At 36.7% G+C, this 22,789-nt stretch carries 17 protein-coding genes; 15 read left to right on the top strand and 2 right to left on the bottom strand.

Translation table 11 applies throughout. The features are described 5' to 3' along the window. The first annotated feature begins 385 nt into the window (after positions 1–385). From pcrA to GF867_RS03410, 7 genes are all read left to right on the top strand, one after another. Positions 386–2,683, top strand: coding sequence for a DNA helicase PcrA (pcrA, locus tag GF867_RS03380; RefSeq protein WP_153831855.1), 2,298 nt, complete (start codon positions 386–388; stop codon positions 2,681–2,683). Positions 2,684–2,813: 130 nt separating this feature from the next. Then, a complete protein-coding gene (gene ligA / locus GF867_RS03385; RefSeq protein WP_153831711.1) occupies positions 2,814–4,841 on the top strand; it encodes an NAD-dependent DNA ligase LigA in 2,028 nt (675 codons plus the stop codon). Positions 4,842–4,845: 4 nt separating this feature from the next. After that, a complete protein-coding gene (locus tag GF867_RS03390; RefSeq protein ID WP_153831712.1) occupies positions 4,846–6,078 on the top strand; it encodes a CamS family sex pheromone protein in 1,233 nt (410 codons plus the stop codon). A gap of 49 nt (positions 6,079–6,127) precedes the next feature. Beyond that, a complete protein-coding gene (gene gatC / locus GF867_RS03395; RefSeq protein WP_153831713.1) occupies positions 6,128–6,427 on the top strand; it encodes an Asp-tRNA(Asn)/Glu-tRNA(Gln) amidotransferase subunit GatC in 300 nt (99 codons plus the stop codon). 1 nt (position 6,428) lies between these two features. Beyond that, positions 6,429–7,892, top strand: coding sequence for an Asp-tRNA(Asn)/Glu-tRNA(Gln) amidotransferase subunit GatA (gatA, locus tag GF867_RS03400; protein WP_153831714.1), 1,464 nt, complete (start codon positions 6,429–6,431; stop codon positions 7,890–7,892). Between the two features lie 11 nt (positions 7,893–7,903). Next, positions 7,904–9,334, top strand: coding sequence for an Asp-tRNA(Asn)/Glu-tRNA(Gln) amidotransferase subunit GatB (gene gatB, locus GF867_RS03405; RefSeq protein WP_153831715.1), 1,431 nt, complete (start codon positions 7,904–7,906; stop codon positions 9,332–9,334). A gap of 216 nt (positions 9,335–9,550) precedes the next feature. Beyond that, positions 9,551–10,174, top strand: a complete 624-nt coding sequence (locus GF867_RS03410; RefSeq protein WP_153831716.1) for a DUF1054 family protein — start codon at positions 9,551–9,553, stop codon at positions 10,172–10,174. A 1,093-nt stretch (positions 10,175–11,267) separates the two neighbouring features. On the opposite strand, the gene uvrC is transcribed toward GF867_RS03410, so the two are convergent. Together uvrC and GF867_RS03420 are read right to left on the bottom strand one after the other, a co-directional pair. After that, the gene (gene uvrC, locus GF867_RS03415; RefSeq protein WP_153831717.1) at positions 11,268–13,124 is read right to left on the bottom strand and encodes an excinuclease ABC subunit UvrC; all 1,857 of its coding nucleotides are present in this window, start codon (positions 13,122–13,124) and stop codon (positions 11,268–11,270) included. A 35-nt stretch (positions 13,125–13,159) separates the two neighbouring features. After that, positions 13,160–13,459 (bottom strand): hypothetical protein, encoded by a 300-nt coding sequence (locus tag GF867_RS03420; protein ID WP_185150152.1) that lies wholly within the window; start codon positions 13,457–13,459, stop codon positions 13,160–13,162. A gap of 194 nt (positions 13,460–13,653) precedes the next feature. On the opposite strand from GF867_RS03420, the gene GF867_RS03425 reads away from it, so the two are divergent. The 8 genes from GF867_RS03425 (at position 13,654) to GF867_RS03460 (ending at position 22,772) form a co-directional block, all read left to right on the top strand. Then, positions 13,654–15,360 (top strand): M3 family oligoendopeptidase, encoded by a 1,707-nt coding sequence (locus tag GF867_RS03425; protein ID WP_153831718.1) that lies wholly within the window; start codon positions 13,654–13,656, stop codon positions 15,358–15,360. 74 nt (positions 15,361–15,434) lie between these two features. Continuing rightward, positions 15,435–16,445, top strand: coding sequence for a Gfo/Idh/MocA family protein (locus GF867_RS03430; protein ID WP_153831719.1), 1,011 nt, complete (start codon positions 15,435–15,437; stop codon positions 16,443–16,445). A gap of 38 nt (positions 16,446–16,483) precedes the next feature. Then, complete coding sequence (locus GF867_RS03435; RefSeq protein WP_153831720.1) at positions 16,484–17,776, top strand: DEAD/DEAH box helicase; 1,293 nt, start codon at positions 16,484–16,486, stop codon at positions 17,774–17,776. 111 nt (positions 17,777–17,887) lie between these two features. After that, on the top strand, positions 17,888–19,027 hold the full coding sequence (locus GF867_RS03440) for a glycosyltransferase family 4 protein (protein WP_153831721.1): 1,140 nt from the start codon (positions 17,888–17,890) through the stop codon (positions 19,025–19,027). A gap of 436 nt (positions 19,028–19,463) precedes the next feature. Continuing rightward, positions 19,464–20,036: a dihydrolipoamide dehydrogenase gene (locus tag GF867_RS03445; protein WP_153831722.1), complete on the top strand. Its 573-nt coding sequence runs from the start codon at positions 19,464–19,466 to the stop codon at positions 20,034–20,036. A gap of 13 nt (positions 20,037–20,049) precedes the next feature. Next, a complete protein-coding gene (gorA, locus tag GF867_RS03450; RefSeq protein WP_153831723.1) occupies positions 20,050–21,396 on the top strand; it encodes a glutathione-disulfide reductase in 1,347 nt (448 codons plus the stop codon). Positions 21,397–21,508: 112 nt separating this feature from the next. Further along, complete coding sequence (locus GF867_RS03455; RefSeq protein WP_153831724.1) at positions 21,509–21,754, top strand: GlsB/YeaQ/YmgE family stress response membrane protein; 246 nt, start codon at positions 21,509–21,511, stop codon at positions 21,752–21,754. Between the two features lie 211 nt (positions 21,755–21,965). Further along, complete coding sequence (locus GF867_RS03460; protein WP_153831725.1) at positions 21,966–22,772, top strand: acyl-[acyl-carrier-protein] thioesterase; 807 nt, start codon at positions 21,966–21,968, stop codon at positions 22,770–22,772. The last annotated feature ends 17 nt before the right edge of the window (positions 22,773–22,789 follow it).

Consider the following 22,789-nt stretch of genomic DNA (forward strand, 5'->3'; position numbering starts at 1 on the left):
TGTCCATTTCGCTGTGTTCATAGTTAGAACAAGCTACGCCGCTTGCCCATAATATAAATCGGTACAGTTTTTGAAAACCAATCGCTGCATTATCACATGAATACTACTAAACGAATTTTAAAGGTCAAGGTTTAAGTCCGTTTTTTTCATGACTTGTGCTTAGGAAGCCGAATACTTATTTAGTGTTAGAAAATTCTTAAGTACTTAACGAACTAAATTATGTCTTTTTAATAAAATTTTAGTGGAAACCATAAGTTACGAAGGAATTTTTGCTATAATAGAAATCGGTGTATTATAAGAAAAGCAAAGTTGTCTGAAGACAATGAGAATGCTTAGATCTGTTAATTAACAGATGAATGAATGGAGGAGTTTTTACGTGTCTTTAATGACCAATATCCAACAATTGAATGAAAAACAAAGAGAAGCTGTATTGACGACAGAAGGCCCACTTTTAATATCTGCGGGTGCAGGAAGTGGTAAAACGCGAGTCTTAACACATCGTATCGCCTACTTAATTGAACAAAAAAATGTTAATCCTTGGAATATCCTAGCGATTACTTTTACAAACAAAGCTGCGAATGAGATGAAAGAAAGGGTTCAAGCTTTAGTTGGTCCCGAAGCAGATGCTATTTGGGTATCTACTTTCCACTCAATGTGTGCACGTATCTTGAGACGTGAAGCCGAAGCTGCTGGCTATGAAAAGAATTTTACAATCATTGATCAAAGTGAACAACAAACATTAATGAAGCAAGTGTTGAAAGAGTTAAATCTAGATTCGAATCAATTTAGCTATAAAGATATGTTACAAGTAATTGATTCAGCTAAAAATAACAGTCAATCTCCAAAGCAATTTGAAGAAGTTGCGGAAGGTTATATGGGAGAAATACAAGCCAAGTGTTATACGTTCTATCAGAAAAAACTGAAAACAGCTAATGCAATGGACTTTAACGATTTGTTATTAGTAACGGTTAAGTTATTGGAAGAAAACGAACAAATTCGTATGTTTTACCAACATAAATTCCAGTATATTCATGTTGATGAGTATCAAGATACCAATATGACTCAATACAGATTAGTACAATTACTAGCTGGTTTATTAAAAAATATTTGTGTCGTAGGGGATGCAGATCAGAGTATTTATGGTTGGCGTGGAGCGAATATGGAGAATATTTTGAATTTTGAAAAAGATTATCCAAATGCTACAACGATTCTATTAGAACAAAATTATCGTTCAACTCAGAATATTCTAAAAGCAGCGAATAGTGTAATTGTAAATAATTCAAATCGCTTAGATAAAGCGCTGTGGTCAGATAAAGAAACCGGTGAGAAGATTCGTTTCTATCGTGCGGAGACGGACAAAGAAGAAGCACAGTATGTAGTTCAGCAAATTTATCAAGCGAAGCAAGATCACAATTTAAAGAATACTGATTTCGCGATTTTATATCGTACACAAGCTCAATCACGTGGACTCGAGGATTCATTACTAAGAGCTGATTTGCCTTACAAAATTGTAGGAGGTTTAAAGTTCTACTCACGTAAGGAAATACAAGACACAATGGCTTACTTGCGATTAATCGATAATCCTGCGGATAATATTAGTTTTAACCGTATTGTCAATGTACCCAAACGTGGAATTGGCCCAACATCAGTTGAGAAACTTGCTGATTTCGCTGGAAGTCTAAATCTAAGCTGGTTAGAAGCGATTGAACAAATTGAATTATCGAATATACCAAAAGGTACACAAGTAAAATTACAACGCTTTGCGGATATGATTAATCGTTTAAGACAACAGGCTGAATTCTTAAATATTACAGAGTTACTTGAACAAGTTTGGGAACAATCAGAATATACGGAAACACTTGTAAAAGCTGGTGACTTAGAGTCACAGAACCGCCTGGAAAACTTGGAAGAATTCGCATCTGTAACTAAGCAATTTGATGAAAGCGATCATGAATTGACTCAAGAAAGTGATCCGGATTATGCAATGCAAGATGCGAATGAAGCGAACCTAGACGCTGAAGCAGAAATGTCCTTATTAACACTATTCTTGACAGAATTATCATTGTTAACCGATACGAACCAAGAAGATGAAGGTAATCAAATTACGTTAATGACGATGCACGCTGCAAAAGGGTTAGAATTTCCATATGTTTTTATTGTGGGGATGGAAGAGGGACTTTTCCCACTCAGACGTTCTCTTGAAAATGAAGACGACTTAGAGGAGGAACGACGCTTAGCTTATGTCGGGATGACACGAGCTGAGAAAGTATTATACTTAACTGCAACGAAAAATCGTTTGTTATATGGCCGTTATCAATCTAACTTACCAAGTCGTTTTATCGATGAGATTGACCGTGACTTAATAGAGTTCGTGGGCCAATCATTCCAAAGCCGCGTCTTAAGTTCTAAAACATACACGCCGCATACCAGCTCACGTTCAGCACAAAAAGTTACCTTAACCTCTAAACGACCAACCAGACCTACTCGAACAATTGGGAGAACGACACAAGCTAGCAGTTCAGAAAATTGGACAGTTGGAGAGCGTGTTGATCATAAGGCTTGGGGGATTGGAACTGTTGTCAAAGTTGATAGTAGTAAGAAAGATATTGTATTAAGCGTTGCTTTTAAAGAACAAGGAATCAAAGAATTATTACCAAGCCTAGCCCCAATCAAAAAGGTTTAATGGACACTTTAATTAGCTTGTCAAAAAGCATCTTGAGTAAAGAAAATGATGATGCGACGCTATAATAGAAGTGGTATACTATTGGAATGACAATAATTATGTATTTGAAAGAAAATGAGGAGTAATCAAGATGGAGCAATCTACAACACCTGAGGCATTAAGACATCGCCTTGAGGATTTGAAGCAGACGCTTAACGAGTATGCTTATCAATATTATGTATTAGATAAGCCGACAGTAGCTGACAGTGACTATGACCGCTTGTATCATGAGTTAGAAGCCATAGAACAACAGCATCCAGAATGGATCACTTCCGACTCACCCACTCAAAGGGTAGGTGATCAATTATTAGAAGGTTTCGATAAAGTAACCCATTCAGAAGCAATGTACAGTTTAGGCAATGCCTTTAATCATGCAGATGTGGATGCCTTTATTGATCGAGTAACTAAACAAGCTGGTAGAGAGCATGTACAGTTTATGTGTGAGTGTAAGATAGACGGCTTAGCCGTTGCCTTAACTTATGAAAATGGACAATTTGTCCGCGGTGCAACTCGTGGAAATGGTGTAATTGGAGAGAATATTACGACTAACCTTAAAACAATTAAGTCGATTCCATTAAGATTACGACAATCGGTGTCAGCAGAAGTTCGTGGCGAAGTATATATGCCGAAACAGAGCTTTGTTGCATTGAATGAAGAACGAGATGAATTAGGACTTGAACCATTTGCTAATCCTAGAAATGCGGCTGCAGGCGGTTTGCGTCAAATTAATCCCAAAGCAGTAGCTAAACGTAATTTAAATGTATTTCTGTATGGTGCAGTATACACAGAAGATTTCATGCCAGAATCACAAGCTGAACTATTTACACAACTGGAAGAAATTGGCTTAAGAACAAATCCTTTACGACAATTATGCTCGACAAAAGAAGAAGTTAAACACTATATCGAAATCATTAGTCAACAAAGACATGACTTGCCATATGAAATTGATGGTGTTGTCATTAAAGTTAATGATGTAAACTTACAACAGGAATTAGGCTTTACAGTGAAAGCCCCACGTTGGGCAATAGCTTATAAATTTCCAGCACAAGTTGAAACCACGATTGTACGTGATGTGGAATGGACTGTTGGTAGAACAGGTGTTGTCACACCGACAGCTGTAATGGATCCCATAGCACTAGCAGGAACAACAGTTAGACGTGCTACTTTACATAATGTAGACTTTATTAATGCCTTAGACGTTCGTTTAGAAGATCACGTTACAGTGCATAAAGCAGGGGACATTATTCCAGAAGTTACGAGTGTATTGGTGGAAGAACGAACAGAAAAATCTGAACCGTTACCTATACCAACTCATTGCCCAGAATGTGAAGCTGAATTAGTTCGAGCAGAAGGTGAAGTCGCTTTACGTTGTATTAATCCTTTATGCCCAGCTCAGAAGTTAGCGCAATTAACGCACTTTGTTTCACGTAATGCGATGAATATTTCAGGCTTAGGAGTCAAAGTAATTGAACAATTACTGCAAAAAGAACTTGTAAAAGATCCCGCAGATTTATATTATTTAGCAGAAGATGATTTTTTACAGTTGGCGAATACTAAAGAAAAATCAGCTCAGAAATATTATGCGGCCATTCAATCTTCTAAAGACAATTCATTAGAACAATTATTATTTGGCTTAGGCATTCGTCATGTAGGTGCTAAAGCTGCTCAATTGTTAGCGCAAAAATTCGAGACGCTTGCAGCTATTCAATCAGCTACGGCTGAAGAAATCGAATTAATTGATGGAATTGGTGAGATGATTAGCCAATCAATCCTTAGTTATTTTAGTCAAACAGAGCACAACCTATTAATCGAACGTTTAGTTGCGGCAGGAGTTAACACAATGTATCAAGGTGTTAGTATCGAAGATCAAACCGAATCAGACAGTTTTTGGAATGGTAAAACTGTCGTATTAACTGGTACAATGGAAACTTTAGGTCGTAGTGAAGCTAAGAAAATGATTGAGGCATTAGGAGCTAAAGTAACAGGGAGTGTCTCTAAGAAAACCGATGTATTAGTGGCTGGTGAAGCTGCTGGAAGCAAGTTAAATAAAGCGCAAGAATTAGGAATTCAAATTATGGACGAAGCGGAATTTTTGCGATTAACGGAAGTGAGTGAATAAACCAATGAAAAATAAATTAAGCAAATTGTTTAGTTTAGCTGCAGTAGCCTTATTGCTATCGGGGTGTTTAAACAATTTAGAAGGACAGAATGAAACTGTTGAACTAGGACCTGATGAAGTAGTTGTTCAAACAACAGCCAATCAATTATCTAATGAATACTATCGTTCAGTCATCTTAGACAATCGCTATCAATTAAGTGCATCAGCTAGTGCAGATACTAGTTTAAGTTCTTCGGGCAATAGCTTTGCTTTTGAAGAAGGCTTGCTAAGAATTAGTCAGGATATCTTCCCGACAGATCAATACTATATGCAAGAAGGGCAATTAATTGATGGAGACACATTAACTAATTGGGTATCAAGAGAGTCTGAAACGAATCCAGAAGGACTTAACCCAGCGTTACCAGTAACAAGTACACAGGAAGAAACGACAACTGAGGAATCTGTTGACCCTGCGGATGATCCAGAGGGAATCGATGAGACAGCCGAGGTTACTGAAGAATCTAACCAAGTAATTGTAGATTTAGATTCAAGTCCTATCTATTTATCTCAAATCATGGAAAAAAATATCATGGTCGAAACGGATGAAGGTTTTGCTCTAGGTGGAATTGTAATTGGATTGGCAATGAACAGTGTCTACCAATATACTGATGCTGAAGGCGTAGTGTATGAACAAGAAATTTCACTTGGTGAAATGCGTGAACGTGGTAAAGCTTATGCTAATATTATTGTAGGTCGTTTACGTAATACAGAACAATTACGTTCAGTACCAATCGTTGTGGGTATTTTCCAACAAGCACCAAGTAATACCACGGTAGGTGGGAACTATGTATTAGATGGTATTTCACGTGAAGGAAATTATGTTACTGACTGGACAGAACGTAATGAATATCGTGTATCTTTACCGGTAATCAATAATACAGAAGCTGGTGACCAATATTTATTCTTTGATACCTTTAGACAAGATATTATAAATTTCTTCCCACACTTAAATGGTATTAGTGGTGAAGCCTTATACATTGATAATGGGCTAGCTACATTAGATATTGAGATTATCACACAGTTTTATTCTCAAACCGAAATTACAGCTTTAACACAGCATGTCACAGATGTTGCACAAAGAACTCTGCCTGAAGGTATTGGATTAGAAATTAAGATACAATCAGCAGATGGGACAGAGGCATTTGTTGGACGTCAACCTGGTGAGAGCCAAATCAGTTCTCATGTTTTCCGTCAATAACGGACATTAATAATTTAAGAAATCTTTGATTTAGAAAAGGAAGGTATAAATGAATATAACTCGTTTAGATGTTGAGCATGTTGCAAAACTTGCGAAACTAGAATTTAGTACTGAAGAATTTGCTGCTTTTTCAAAAGACTTTCAAGATATTGTTGGTATGGTTGAAACTTTAAGTGAAGTTGATACAACTAATGTTGAGCCAACTTATCATGGTAATAGTATTATCAACGCATTTCGTGAAGATGTGGCAATTGATAGCCACCATCAAGAAGCTTTATTGGCTAATGCGCCAAGCGCTGAAGATGGCTATATCCAAGTGCCAGTCATTATAGAAAGTGAGGAAGCATAGAATGTCAAAATTCCCAACTACAATTAAAGAATTAAAAGCCGGCCTTAAAGCTGGAGAATTCACAGCAGTTGAATTGCTTGAATATACTTATCAACAAATTGATGCATTGGAACCTAAAGTGGAAGCTTATTTAGAAATCGATGCACAAAGAGCAGTTGCCTTAGAAGCAGCCAAAGCGGCAGACGAACGTGGTTATGGTGAAGATGCACCATTATTAAACGGTATTCCAATTGCTGTTAAAGATAACATTGTTACACAAAACTTACGTACAACAGCGGCAAGTAAAATGTTAGAAAACTTTGTTCCAACTTATGATGCTACGACAGTTGAACGTTTAAAAGCTGCTGGTGCAGTAATTGTTGGTAAATTAAACTTAGACGAATTTGCGATGGGTGGAAGTAATGAGAAGTCTGCCTTTAAAGTAACGCATAACCCTTGGAACTTGAACAAAGTTCCTGGAGGATCTTCTGGAGCCTCAGCAGCGACTGTTGCTGCCCGTCAAGTACCTGCTTCTTTAGGTACAGATACTGGGGGAAGTATTCGCCAACCAGCTTCTTATAACGGCGTTGTGGGAATCAAACCTACTTACGGTTCAGTTTCTCGTTTTGGCTTGATTGCCTTTGGATCAAGTTTAGACACAATCGGACCGATGACTTTAACTGTTGAAGATAATGCACTTGTTTTAGAAGCAATTGCTGGTTACGACGAAAAAGATTCAACTAGTTTACAAGACATCGATACAAATTACTCTGCCAAAATAGGACAATCATTAGCGGGGATGAAAATTGCTTTCCCTAAAGAATTTAAGTCTGAAGAAATTAGTGAAGAAGTTCGCGAAGCAATGGAAGCAGCAGCAGACTTTTACCGCAACGAAGGCGCAATTGTTGAGGAAGTATCCTTACCATACTCTAAATACGGAGTAGATGTTTACTATATTATTGCATCAGCTGAAGCTTCATCAAACTTACAACGTTTTGACGGTATTCGTTATGGACATCGTTCAGAAGCAGCTGAATCATTAGAAGATGTATATGTTTTATCTCGTTCAGAAGCTTTTGGTGACGAAGTAAAACGACGTATTATGTTAGGAACATATAGTTTAAGTTCAGGCGCATATGATGCATTCTTTGACAAAGCAGCTCGTGTAAGAACTTTAATTAGACAAGACTTTGATAAAGTCTTTGCAGAATACGACGTCATCATGGGACCTGTTACAACAAGTACAGCTTTTGACATTGGTGGACGTGTAAATAACCCGCTTGAAATGTATGTAGCTGACTTATTAACAATTCCAGTTAACTTAATTGGCGCTCCAGCTATATCAGTTCCAGCTGGGTTTGACTCAGAAAAATTACCAATCGGCTTACAATTAATTGGTAAACCTCTTGATGAAGCAACACTTTATCAAGTAGCTCATGCTTACGAAGTGAAACATGATTATGCTTCACAAGCACCAGAATTATAGGAGGTAGTACATTGAATTTTGAAACTGTCATTGGTTTAGAAGTTCACGTTGAACTTAAAACTGAATCTAAAATGTTTAGTCCAGCTCCAGCTCATTTCGGAGCAGAGCCTAACAGTAATACAAATGAGATTGACTGGGGTTATCCAGGAGTCTTACCTAAAGTAAACCGTCAAGCGATTGATTTTGGTATCCGCGCTTCATTAGCATTAAACTGTGAAGTTGCACGTGAGATGAAATTTGACCGTAAAAACTATTTCTATCCAGATAATCCAAAAGCTTATCAAATTTCACAATTAGACCAACCAGTTGGATCTAATGGTTATATTGATATTGAGGTCGAAGGGCAACAAAGACGTATCCGTATTGAGCGTGTTCACTTAGAAGAAGATGCTGGTAAGAACACCCATGGTACTGATGGTTATTCTTATGTTGACTTAAACCGCCAAGGAACACCATTAATTGAAATCGTTACAGAAGCGGATATTCGTTCTCCACAAGAAGCTTATGCTTTCCTTGAAGCATTACGTGAAAAAATCATGTATACCGAAGTTTCGGATGTGAAAATGGAAGAAGGATCATTACGTTGTGACGGTAACATCTCTCTACGTCCTTATGGTCAAGAAGAGTTTGGTACTAAAACAGAAATTAAAAACTTAAACAGTTTTAACTATGTACGCAAAGGTTTAGAATTTGAAGAAAAACGTCAAGCTGAAGTATTACGTTCTGGTGGAATTGTGACTCAAGAAACGCGTCGTTATGATGAAGCAACAGGTCAAACATTCTTAATGCGTTCTAAAGAAGGGGCAGCAGATTACCGTTACTTCCCAGAGCCAGACCTACCACGTATTACAATTAGCGAAGAATGGATTGAAGAAGTACGTAATGCAATTCCAGAAATGCCAGATTTACGTCGTAAACGTTATGTTGAAGAGTATGGTTTACCAGAATATGACGCGATGGTCTTAACATTGAATAAAGGCATGTCAGACTTCTATAATGAAACTGTTGCGGCAGGAGCAGATCCTAAACAAGCTTCAAACTGGTTAATGGGTGAAGTGTCAGCTCACTTAAATAGTGAACAAACAACATTGGCAGGTACTGAATTAACACCACAAAACTTAGCTCAAATGATTAATTTGATTGCTGATGGCACAATCTCATCTAAAATTGCGAAGAAATTATTCAAAATACTCGCAACTGAAGGTGGCGATGCGAACGAAATCGTTCATGCCCGTGGTATGGCTCAATTAAGTGATCCTGCAGTTCTACAACCGATGATTGATGAAATTATTGCGAAGAACGAACAATCAGTTGTTGACTTCAAAAACGGTAAAGACCGTGCGGTTGGCTTCCTAGTTGGTCAAATTATGAAAGCATCACGCGGAAGCGCGAATCCACAAGTAATTAACCAATTATTAATGGACACACTAAACAAACTATAATCATTTTTTGGTTCAAACGACTTCATCAATAAAACAAGATGAGGTCGTTTTTTTGATAGTATAAGAGATTATAAGTTTAACGCCGATTTATCGATATTTATGCCTCGTCAGCTTTTGGTTTTCCAACAAAATCATCGTTGTATTATCAAAGTAAAATTGCTAAACAAAATTTAAGAGTTGCGGATTTGTCCAAGGTTTTCACAGGAGGTGATTGGAATGAAATTGATATTTGACCAATATGTGTTTGAGACATTTCAGATAGAGTCTGTTGAAGGTCGCATGACAGCTATTCAAGAACGAATTCAACCTTTATTCAGATATTATGGTGAAGAAATTCAAAAGCTATTAGCAGAACAAGGACTTTCACAACCTATTCATATTGCAAAGCATTTGCGTCGTAAGACACATCCTGCACCCAACACTTGGGTTGCGATTGGAGGGGATAAGAGAGGTTATAAAAAGTATCCGCATATTGAATTAGGAATTAATCCTGAGTATGTTTTTATTACACTTTCTATAATTGATCAACCACTGAATGAAATTGAAATAGCACAAGGATTTAGTCAAATGACGACACATTTTCAAAATCTACCAAGCGATATTATAATTATTCCTGACCATACTCAACTAGCGTTTATTAAACAAGACGAAGCTGATTATCATATAATACTGAATCGGTTAGAGACAGTAAAGAAAGCTGAATTTATGATTGGTCGTTTAGCTTTCAATGGTGAAGAACGACTACAAAATCAGGAAGCGATTAGCAGTTGGATTAGAGACACACTATTAGAGATTATGCCTTTTTATTTGGCTGCATTAAAAATTAGTCCGACACCATAGAGAAAAGTCTGGTTTAAGCAACTGGAATATAAGAGGTAGAATAAGATTATAATTAAAAAAACACTGTAGCTACTGATTAAACTAGCTACAGTGTTTTTATTATATTATATGGGATTATAGCATTCTGTTGATTTATCAGGCTTTATACTACGTTCAGCTAATTGTTTTCTAATGCGGAGGTCGCTTTCAAAGCCTCACTTACGTTCGTGCTTTTCCAGCTAAATCGGCTAGGGTGTGTCTAATTCGCTGCGCTCAAAGTCACACCAAGCGATTCTATTAGTAGCGAGGGATTGCCCTTTATACCGCTATGGAAAACAATTAGCTGATCTACGTTAAATAGTCCAACAAAAGTAAAACGATATAATCAAATTATACTGCTAAACAGAATTTAAAATCCTTGGACTTGTCCGAGGTTTACTTATAATATAAGGGTTTATATATTTTTTGCTTTACCAGGCTTTGCACGTCGTTAATCTTTTTTTCCAAGGCGATGATTGCTTCCAATCTGTCGACTGGCGAATTGAGTTAGCACATTAACCCATCCAATGCGTCGACTCAAAGTTTGAGTTAGCACATTAGAAAAAATTCAGAAATATTGGTGGATTTTAGCTGGAGTTTAGAGAATTTATTTGAGGGATAATAAAATTTAAGCTGGAAATTCATCCCAAAAGTCATTATTTACTTCCAATGTGTCAACTGGTGAATTGAGTAGGCACATTAACCCATCCAATGTGTCGACTCAAAGTGTGAGTTAGCACATTAGAACACTTGTAATCAATATAATGATAATTTTTTTAAACAAAATGATAGAATTGATATTACGTGTTCAAGTCAATTTAATAAATCCAACTGCATCTTACCTGAGACTATCCTAAAGTACTGGTTAAAAAGTATTTAAACACTAAGAAACGCATGAAATAAATGTTCCTAGAAACAGATTTCATGCGTTTTTCAATAATGATGATGTTGCAAACTCGACCTATTGCCAGACCCAAGTCAATTCCAAGAAGCCTAATGTTTCTCAATACATTAACAAACAGGGAAGTATTACACTATTCTATCCAACTTTTTGAAGTCTGAATTAACTATTTTATTACGTTGTAGCTTTTTCTTTATTAAGTGTTTCAAGAATTCTCTCAGCTGTCGGAATAGGCACACCAAGTTTTTTGAATTCCTCGAGTGGCGCGGTTTTTATCTTGGCAATAGATTTAAAGTGTTTTAATAGTTTATTGCGGGTTTTGGGACCTACTCCTGGGATTTCGTCTAAAATTGAACCGAATTGAGATTTACTTCTTACTTGACGATGATAAGTAATTGCATATCGATGGACTTCCTCTTGGACTCTTTGAATAAAGTGGAAAGCTTGACTTCTAGGATCAACATCAACGACTTCTTCGGAGTAACCGTCCATTAAAGCAGCGGTCTTGTGTTTATCATCTTTAACCATGCCTGCAACAGGAATATTTAGACCTAATTCATTTTCCAGAATATCTCGAGCGGCCCTAATTTGAATTTTACCACCATCCATTAAAATTAAATCAGGCAACTCTTTTTCCTCACGTAATAAGCGTAGATAGCGTCGACGAATGACTTCTTGCGTATGAGCGAATTCGTGTGCACCTTCAATTGTTTTGATTTTAAATTTACGGTAGTTTTTACGCTCTGGTTTTCCATCACGGTACACTACCATACCTGATACTGCATGGCTTCCTGAAATGTTCGAATGGTCAAATGCTTCAATGTAATTTGCTTCAGGAATTTGGAGTAGCTCAGCTAACTCAGCTACAGCACCCACCGTCTTTTGTTCACTCATCGCAATTAGACGGAATTTTTCATCAAGAGCTAGTTTACTGTTTTTCTCACATAATTCCAACATACTTCTTTTCTTACCACGCAAAGGTGTACTAACTCCGATTTCCAATACTTCTGTCAATAGTTCAGAATCAACGTCACTCGGAACAAGAATTGCTCGTGGTTTAATATGAGGTTGTTCTTTATAAAAACGTGCAATGAAGGTCGTGACTTCATCTTCAGTTTCGCCGTAAGCAGGGAAAATAGCTGCTTCACGTTTGAGAATGCTTCCTTGGCGTAACATAAAGACTTGAATTGATAGCCAACCTTTATCCATTGTATAGCCAAACACATCCATATTATCGTAATCTTGACTCATAATAACCTGACGTTCAATCGTTGTTTCAATATAATCAATTTGATCGCGATAATCAGCGGCTTGTTCAAAATCAAGTTTCTCAGCTGCTTTAGCCATTTTGATTTTTAATTCTTGTTTAATTTCAGCCACATCTCCGTTCAAGAAACGTTTGATATGACCAATTTGTTTACCATATGTTTCTGTGCTAATTTCATGATCACAACAACCGATGCATTGACCTAAATGATAATAAAAACAGGCTCTTTTTTCATTTTTATTGCAACGACGTAGTGGATAAACTTTATGCAATAATTGTTGAGTATTCGTTGCTGCATACACATTTGGGAAAGGACCGAAATATTGTCCACCATCTTTTAGGACGTGATTCGTAATAATCAATTGTGGATCTCGTTCATTGGTAATTTTTAAATAAGGGTACATGGTGCCTTCTTTAAGGCGAATGTTATAAATTGGCTTATACTCTTGAATTAAATTAATTTCCAGAATGAGTGCTTCTTTATTACTGTTCGTGACAATCGTTTCAAAATGATGAATTTCAGAAACTAACTTGGTTGTCTTAGCATCATGAGCACCGCGGAAATATGAGCGAACACGATTCTTTAAATTTTTAGCTTTGCCGACATAGATGATTAAATCATCGGCATTTTTCATTAAGTAACAACCTGGTAAGTCTGGGAGTAACTTTAATTTCTTTTCGATATTTGCTTTAATTTCAGCTTTTTCAGCAAGTATTTTTGCTTTCTTTGCTTGGATGATATTGTGATTTGACGGAGTACTCATTGACTCACCACCTTTTGGTTAATATTTTGATTTGGTTATTTGTTTTTGTAACGTTTTTGTTTAGGGTAGTTAAATGGTTGTTCATTTGTTTGAATCATTTTCTGCTTAATTAAGTATTTTTCAATAATAAACTGTTGGCGTTGATTATAGTGACCGTAAATCGAAATGATATCACCGACTTGAACTTCTAGCATAAAAGTGAGTGCTTTTCTAGCAAATATTGCCAGCATTTCTGTATCATTATCTAACATCAATTTTATTAAAATCATTGTCGGATTATCAGCTTGGATAATCTTTTGAGAAATAACTTTTCCAGTAAAATGTTCGTGCTCCATTTTAACGATCCTCCTTGATAGAATCACTTACTTCTATTATACATTATTTGTCAAATAATCGTTTCTAAAGTGCGTAATAGTAGGTGCTTGTGCTATACTTAGTGAGGACATAACTTGAGTTGGCGGCGATGAAATACAGTATCTTTAAAGCATAGCCCCGAGTCAAGAATACGTTAAGAAGGTTGTGTAAATCTATGAAATTTAATCAATATGAGTATCAAAGACCGGATATGGAACAAGTTGAAGTAAATTATACGAATTCAATAGCTGCAGTTCAGTCAGCAACTTCATCTGAGGAAGCCATTGAGGCAGTGAAACAAGTACAAAGCTTACAAAAGTCTTTAGATACACAAAATCAATTGGTAGGAATTAGACACTCAATTGATACACGTGATACATTCTATGAAGAAGAGTCTGCATTCTGGGATGAGAACAGCCCCTTGATAGAAAAATGGCAAAACGAATATTATCAAGCAATTTTAACTTCTGATTATTTAGAGGCTATCACTGAGTATGTTTCAAAACCATTTATCCAAATGGCAGAGAATAGCATGAAAGTTTTTGATCCAAAAATTATTCCTTTATTACAAACTGAGAATAAGTTATCAACTGAGTATAGTAAATTATTAGCTTCTGCTGCAATTGAATATAAAGGTGAGACTTATAATTTATCTGGTTTAGCAGCTTTCCAACAGTCAATGGATCGAGATGAAAGAAAAGCCGTGACACAGTTAAGTTCTAATTTCTTTAGTGATAATCTAGCTGAATTGGATCGTATCTATGATGAATTAGTGAAAACAAGAAATCAAATTGCGTTAGAATTAGGCTTTAAAGATTTTGTTGAAGTTGGTTATTTAAGAATGAACCGCCTCGATTATAATCGTGAAGATGTTGAGGTTTATCGTCAAGAAGTCTTGAAGCATGTTGTGCCACTTTCGGAAGAAATTTTCAAAAGACAGGCTAAACGTATTGGTATTGAAGATTTAAAATATTATGATTTAAATCTTGAGTACGTGGATGGTAATGCTAAGCCTATCGGGACACCAGAAGAAATTGTTCAAAGTGGTGTGAAGATGTACCATGAATTATCACCAGAAACTGGTGAATTTATTGATTTTATGGTGGAAAAAGAATTACTTGATTTAGTGACTAAACCAGGAAAACAAGGAGGGGGATACTGTACTTATATCCCTGATTATAAATCTCCTTATATTTTCTCAAATTTTAATGGTACTTCAGGCGATGTGGATGTGTTAACGCATGAAGCTGGACATGCTTTCCAAGTTTATCAATCACGTTGGATTGAAACGCCAGAAGTCATTTGGCCAACTTTTGAAAGTTGTGAAATTCACTCAATGAGTATGGAGTTTATTGCTTGGCCTTGGATGGAACTATTCTTTGGAGATCAGACTGACAAATATAAATATAGTCATTTAGCAAGTGGTGTTACTTTCTTACCTTACGGTGTTTTAGTCGATCATTTCCAACACGAGGTGTATGAGAAACCTAACATGACGCCCGAAGAACGTCGCCAAACATGGCGTAAACTTGAGAAAATGTATAATCCATGGAAAGATTATGATGGGGATACGTATTTTGAAAATGGTGGTTTCTGGATGAAACAAGGACATATCTTTGCTTCACCGTTCTATTATATTGATTATACATTGGCACAAGTGTGTGCGTTCCAATTCTGGAAGAGAACACAAATCGATCAAGATGAAACTGCCTGGGAAGATTATCTGAATATTTGTCGTTTAGGTGGAACCCAATCATTCTTACAAATTGTTGAAACAGCTAATTTAAAATCGCCATTTGAAGAAGGCAGTTTAACAGCAGTCATTGAAACAATCCGAGAGTACTTAAATGGAATTTCGGACGAGGCATTACAAACTAAATAATTTTAACGCTCACTATCAGAAAATAAGCAATCGTCGCTTTTTCTGATAGTGAAGCAATTAAAGGGGTTATCACTATGTTAAATTTAGGTACTATTGGAACTTCTTGGATAACTGAGCAATTAATTGATGCAGCACGTTTAACGCAACAATACCATATTAAAGGTATTTATTCGCGAGACGCAGCTAAAGGCAAGCAATTTGCTTCGAAAGTTCAAGCTGACTATTACACAGATTCAATTTACAATTTACTATATGATCCAGAAATCGATATCGTCTATATCGCAAGTCCGAATAGCTTACATTATGAGCAAGCAGTTCAAGCGATAAAGGCTGGTAAACATATTATTGTAGAAAAACCGTTGTTTACGTCAGTAAAAGAATGGCACCACGCTCATAATTTAGCAAAAGAGCATGGCGTTTTAATTTTTGAAGCAGCACTTCATTATCAAAATCGTAATTATAAACGCTTCAGACAATTGGTCATGACTAAACGAGAAGAAATGGAACAACCATTCTTAGGCGCTAATTTTAATATTGGTCAGTATTCATCACGTTATATGGCTTATTTGGATGCGGTAGAACATAATCAAACAGTACCAAATATTTTTAGTCCGGAATTTGCGGGTGGGTCGATTATGGACATGGGCGTTTATCCTTTGTATGTTGCTATGGATTTATTCGGCTTACCGAAGAGCGTTCGTTATCATACCGTAACGGGAGCTAATCAAGTCGATTTATTTGGGACAATTATTCTAAGTTATGAAGATCAGTTAGTCTCGATCTTTGTGTCAAAAGCGGTACATTCAGTTATGCCGAGTGAAATTTACTTAGACGATGAAACAGTCGTTATACGTGACATTACGCGTATGAACGATGTTCAACTAGTAAATAGAGCAGGAAAAGAAGTTCAAATTATTGATTATCAACCAGCAAATCCAATGTATGATGAGATGCTAAATTTTGCTGAGGCAGTTAATAAGTCTGATGAAATGCATCAACAACTTAAGTATGAGAGTTGGAAGCAATTAAGTTTACAAGTAGCTCAAGTGATGGAGATGCTTAGAAAGTCAGCTAACTTACTTTAGTCAGTATGTAGTTGTGTTAAAAGAGAGGAATTATATAAGTGATTACTGAAGTACTTAAAACACCATTAAAAGAATTGTGGGAGCAAAAAGCTTTTCCAGCTCCAACAGCTATTCAAAATAGAGTGTTTGAACCATTAAATAAAGGTGAATCTTTTATAGCGATTTCGCCAACTGGGACAGGGAAAACTTTAGCCTATTTGCTACCAATACTAAATAAATTGGAAGCTAATAAAGAATTACAGGCATTAGTTATTGCACCGTCGCAGGAATTGGCCAAGCAAATTGGAACAGTTGCTGAAGAATGGGCGAAACCACTTGGGATTAAAACGCAAATCATTCTTGGTGGTGCGAACTTTAAACGTCAACAAGATGCATTAAAAGATAAGCCTGAAATGATAATTGCGACACCAGGTCGATTATTAGAGTTAGCCAGTAAGTCTAATAAAGTTAAATTACATCAAGTTAAAACAGTTGTATTCGACGAGGCAGATTATATTTGGCACCGTGATAACCGCCAAGCAGCTTTAGATTTACAAAAAAAATTGATGCGTGATACAAACTATGTTTGGTTCAGCGCAACAGTTAGCGATGAACTACGTCAAATGATGATGGAAAGTGAGGGGGCGATCCAATTACTTCACAGTGATACAGATCATCAGACATTAAATATCGAACATCATTATTTATTGACACAAAACCGTCAAAAATTAACTCAATTAAAACGTTTAGCCCAAGTTGAAGATATGCAAGCTTTAGTTTTCTTTGAGCAGGTTAACGAGTTAGAATCGGTTGCGAGTCGTCTAATACATGATGACATTAAAGTTGGTTTACTACACGGACAATTAAATAAGTTAGAAAGACAAACTGCATTGAAGTTATTTGCGGAGAAAAAGCTGACGTATTTATTAACAACCGATGTTGCTAGTCGCGGAATTGATATTGCGAACGTACCGTTTGTTATCCATTATAATCGTGTGAGTGATGCGAACACATATTTACATCGTTCAGGTAGAACAGGTCGTATGGGTGAATATGGGCAAGTTATTTCATTGGTTAATGAACAAGAACATCGAGATTTAGAGAATATCCTGTCTGAAAAACAAATTGAATTAACTGAACGCTTTGTCTATGCAGCCCAATTTGTGGATGCAACAGAACGTAATATGTTAGCGAATGAATTGTTCGAGGATGAAGACGTTGTAGAAGTAAAACGTTCGAAAGCTGCACCAGCTAGAAACACAACTTCAGCACCTCAGCAAGCAGTTAAAGCGAAAAAGAAAAATCGTAAACGTGATACGAAAAACAAAGGTAAGCGTCGCACTAGCAATTAAACGAAATTTACACAAACTTTACATAAAATACGCCCTAAAATCAATGTAAGCTTTTTATACTAAATAGGTAGGCATCATTGATTAAACCGTATTGAATTAAGGAGTGTCATTATGAGAATTATGATCGTAACCGAAACTTTTGTCCCTGCAACTGATGGCATCTGCACACGACTTGCGAACATGATAAAAATAATGAAAAAACAAGAACACGAATTATTGATCATATCACCAGATCTTGGAATTGATGACTATTGTGGCATTCCTGTAATTGGAATGGATACTATAAGTTTTCCCTTGTATGGTTCGCGACCTTGGGGGATGCCTTCAAGGAAAATAAAGCAAATAATGACAGAGTTTAATCCAGATGTGGTTCACGCGGTTAATCCTTTTTTAATGGTGACATCCGCTGTGCATTACGCAAAGAAGTTAAACATTCCTTTACTGGCTTCATATCATACACACTTGCCGGATTATTTAGATCATTATCGCATGCCTTTATTGAAGCCGATACTGTGGGAGTACATTGCTCATTGGCATCGTATGGCCGATGTAAATATTACTGTTTCTGAAACTTTACGCAATGAATTGCTTGTACAAGAAATTCCCACTCTGGGAGTATTACCACGCGGAATTGATTTAGAAGCACGTCATCCTAATTTTTTTGATGAAAAACTATATCAGTCTTTAACGTTTAATTTAGACAACCAACATTTACTCGTTTATGTCGGTCGATTAGCCCAAGAAAAAGGACTTGAACAATTAAGAGTGATTTTTGAGCATCGAACTGATATTTGCTTGGTCATTGTCGGAGATGGGCCAGAACGCGAGAATTTAGAGACGCTCTTTGAAGGAACTAAGACAAGCTTTGTGGGCTTTCAACATGGCGAAGCACTATCAAAATATTTTGCTACAGCAGACGGCTTTATCTTCCCATCTATTTCGGAAACATTTGGTTTGTCTATTTCTGAGGCAATGGCTTCAGGTTTACCAGTCTTCGCGGCTGAGAATGGACCAACGTTAGAACAGATTAAACCAGGTGAAACAGGATTTATATTTGAAGCAGATAACGAAATGAGTTTGATGAAATCATTAGACTATTTGGACCATCCTATATTGTTGAAAAAAATTGGGCTGCAAGCTAGAAGAGAAGCAGAGCAATTTTCTTGGGAAAGAGCAACTAGAAGTTTGCTTGATTACTATGAAACAGCCATATTAGTTCATGAGAAAGTAAGTGAGCAAAAAGCTTACTAAGTTTAAATCGATTGATGAGGGTCTCTATAGCCTAGTGCTGTAGAGGCCTGTTTTGTAACATAAGGGTTTATAAGCTTTATGTGGATTTGTCAAGATTTGTACTACGCTGGCTTATTGTTTTCTAAGACGGTGGTCGCTTTCAAAGCCTCACTGACGTTCGTGCTTTTCCAGCTCAATCGGCTAAGGTCTGACTACTTCGCTTTCTTTATTAATAGCCAGAGCAAGCTACGCCGATTGCCCTTTTTACCGCTTTGGAATACAAGTCACTGAGCTATGTTGAATATTTCCACAAAAGTAACAAGAAATTTTTAAAGTAAAACATCTAAATCGGATTTAAGAGCCTCAAACTAGACCGGTTTTTCTCATATTAAGCATGGATGTTCTTAATTCGAGAGTTTTGTAGTAAGATAGAGGTATCGAGACAAAAGTAGGTTGAATGATGAAAAAAATAAAATGGCAGAAAAATTATAGTTATAAAGACCATCCTAAAGAATGGACTGGTTTAAATCCTTTAGAATTTAAAGCGTATCGAAAATATATTAATCGAATAAAGCCTGGTATTTGTGGTACTTATGTTAGTGCAGCTCTCGTACATTATATGATAAATAAAGATCGAGATTACGAGTTAGATATGGAACTCCTATTAACCGCCTTAAAACCTAAAATTGAAAATCGTCAGGCATATATCGGTACTTTTGCTTGGGATTTAAAGAATGGATTAAATGACTTACTTGCTGAGGATAAAACATATGAAGCGCATTATCATATGATAAGCAATCCGATTGTCATTCGTGAATTGTCTAAAGAAGCACCTCAACCGGTCATAGTAGGGACCACGCGTTTATTTGGAAGCAAGTATGGCAATCATTGGTTGTTGGTTTATGCATTTGGTTACAATGAGCAAGGTAAATTATTTTATCGCGCTTATGACAATCACGGTCGAACAATGGCAGTAATACCTGCAAGCCAAACCCTGGCTTGTGTGTGGTTAGAGAAATTTGAACAATAGTGGAGGTATTTAAATGAAGAAATTTGATTTAGTAACAATTGGTGGCGGTAGTGGTGGGATTGCGGCAGCGAATCGTGCGGCTGAGTATGGTGCAAAAGTTGCGGTGATTGAGAAAGATTTACTTGGAGGTACTTGTGTCAATCGCGGTTGTGTACCTAAAAAAGTATCTTGGTATGCGTCACGTGTAAATGAAGCGATTCACCGTTATGGTCCGGGCTATGGTTTTAAAGCAGAGAATGTGAGTTTTGATTACTCTGAATTCTTAAAAGCTCGTGATGGCTATGTCGAGCGCTCACGTGCTGGCTATACTGGACGCTTCGAAAAGAACGGTGTTGAATTATTCGAAGGACATGCACGTTTATTGAATAGTCATGAAATCGAAGTTAATGGAGAGACTATTTACGCCGAGAATATTATCCTAGCAACAGGAGGCCGTCCTAGTCTACCAGATGTAAAAGGAGTCGAATTAACGGATACTTCAGATGATTTCTTTAACTGGCAAACGTTACCAGAATCTGTGGCGGTAATTGGAGCAGGTTATATTGCGGTTGAATTAGCAGGTGTGTTACATGGTTTAGGCGTAGACTCGCACTTAGTTGTTAGGCATGATCGACCATTACGGAGCTTCGATGATATGATTAGTGATGCTTTAGTAGAAGCGATGGCTGCTAATGGCCCAACGCTACATACTCATACAAATTTTGAAGAGTATCGCCAAGAGGATGGTAAAATAGCCTGTTATCAAAATGGTGAAAGAAAGCTTTTAGTGGATCGTGTAATTATGGCAATTGGTCGCGAAGCTAATATTGAAAATTTAGGTTTAGAAAACGTTCAAGTTGAGTTGAATGAAGATGGAACAGTTAAAGTGAACGATGCTCATCAAACGGCAACACCTAATATTTATGCGATTGGTGATATGATTGATCGTATTGATTTAACACCAGTAGCGATTCGAGCTGGACGTCAAATATCAGAGTTTCTATTCAACAACGCTACTACTTCAGAGATTGATTACATCAATGTACCAACTGTGGTTTTCAGTCACCCAGCCATTGGAACGATTGGTTTAACTGAAAAAGAAGCGGTAGCAGAATACGGGGAAGATGATATTAAAGTTTACCGTAATAAGTTCTTTTCAATGTATGCTTCAGCTTCTTGGCACCGTGAACCTTGTTATTTCAAATTAGTTTGCCAAGGACCTGATGAAGTAGTTGTTGGCTTACACGGCATTGGTGAAGGTGTTGATGAAATGATTCAAGGATTTGGTGTCGCTATGAAAATGAAAGCTACCAAAGAACAGTTTGATTCAGTCATCGCCATTCATCCAACTGGAGCAGAAGAGTTTGTGACCATGCGTTAAAGAGTACTAAAGGTATATTGTTAGCTATTTCTGAAATGTTTTATTATAATTAGTTTATAGCAAGGCGATAAACCATTGCCTTGTAAAAAAAAAATTCAGAGAGGTGAGTAATATGGGTTGGTTATGGTCATTAATTGTTGGTGGTGTAATTGGCTGGTTAGCTGGTATGATCATGGGTAGAGATATTCCTGGAGGAGTAATCGGTAATATAGTAGCAGGTTTCTTAGGATCTTGGATTGGTAATATGATTTTCCCTAATCTAGGACCAATCGTAGGCGATTTTGCAGTTATACCTTCTCTTCTTGGAGCAATTATATTGATAGCCGTTGTATCTTTTGTACTACGACAAAAAAGATAATATTATTATTTAGTAAAACACCTACTTACTCTTCGGATTAAGTAGGTGTTTTGTGTTTTAAATGTTGAAACATTTAATAGTATTTTGGCGGAAGGATTGATGAAAAGACCTAAGGAGTTGAATCGTTCTTCTGATACGTTTTACAAAATCTTTCATAATTCTCTAAAATTGGCTATAATAGTAAGCGTGTAAACGGAAGGGGTCTTGTAAAATGACTGATTTAGAAAGAGTTCAATTGAACCAATTTTCAGCAAACTATACTGTAACAAACGATTATTTCTTAGAGAAATTCCCAAACAAAATCGATATCACGCGCTTGTTATCCATTGCATTAGAAACAGCTGGACAACATGATCGTGTTATCAATAATTATTTGGAAGAGCCCTTATTGAAAACGAATGAATCATGGGTGATTACACAAACAGCTGTGGAGATTGAACGATTACCAGAATTGAATGATGAATTAAAGGTCACTACTCGCGTTATTGAAGTGAATCGATTCTTTGTTAAACGACAATTTGAAATAACGTTTGCGAATGTACTTTTATTAACTATCCTCAGTCAATATGCAGTCATTAATTTAGAAACGAGAAGAATGAGTCGTATCGCCACTGAAGGGTTAGTGAGTGTTGATGCGGTTGATACGAGTGTTGTCTATCAGTTTGATAAATTACGTGTGCCAGAATCATTTCATTCAGAACACGTGGAAGCACGCGAAATTGTTGAAAGTGACATTGACTATAACCAACACGTTAATAATGAAGTTTATATTCGTTGGTGCCATGAAATGTTGCCAGCAGAATATAATAATGAGTATCAAGTAGCTAAAATTGAAGTCAAATATGGTAGTGAATTACGCTTTGATGAGGAAGCAGAGGTAGTTGCATATTTACCAGATGCGTCTATAATGAATAATGAAGCACAGGGAGACCTGTCACTACAAACTTATCAAGTGATTCGTAATAAGAGCAAAGATAAGGATGCGTGCTATGTCCGTATTAATTGGCGAGCACGATGAGAGTTTTTGAAAGAATA

Source organism: Fundicoccus ignavus, assembly GCF_009659375.1.
Taxonomy (GTDB): domain Bacteria; phylum Bacillota; class Bacilli; order Lactobacillales; family Aerococcaceae; genus Fundicoccus; species Fundicoccus ignavus.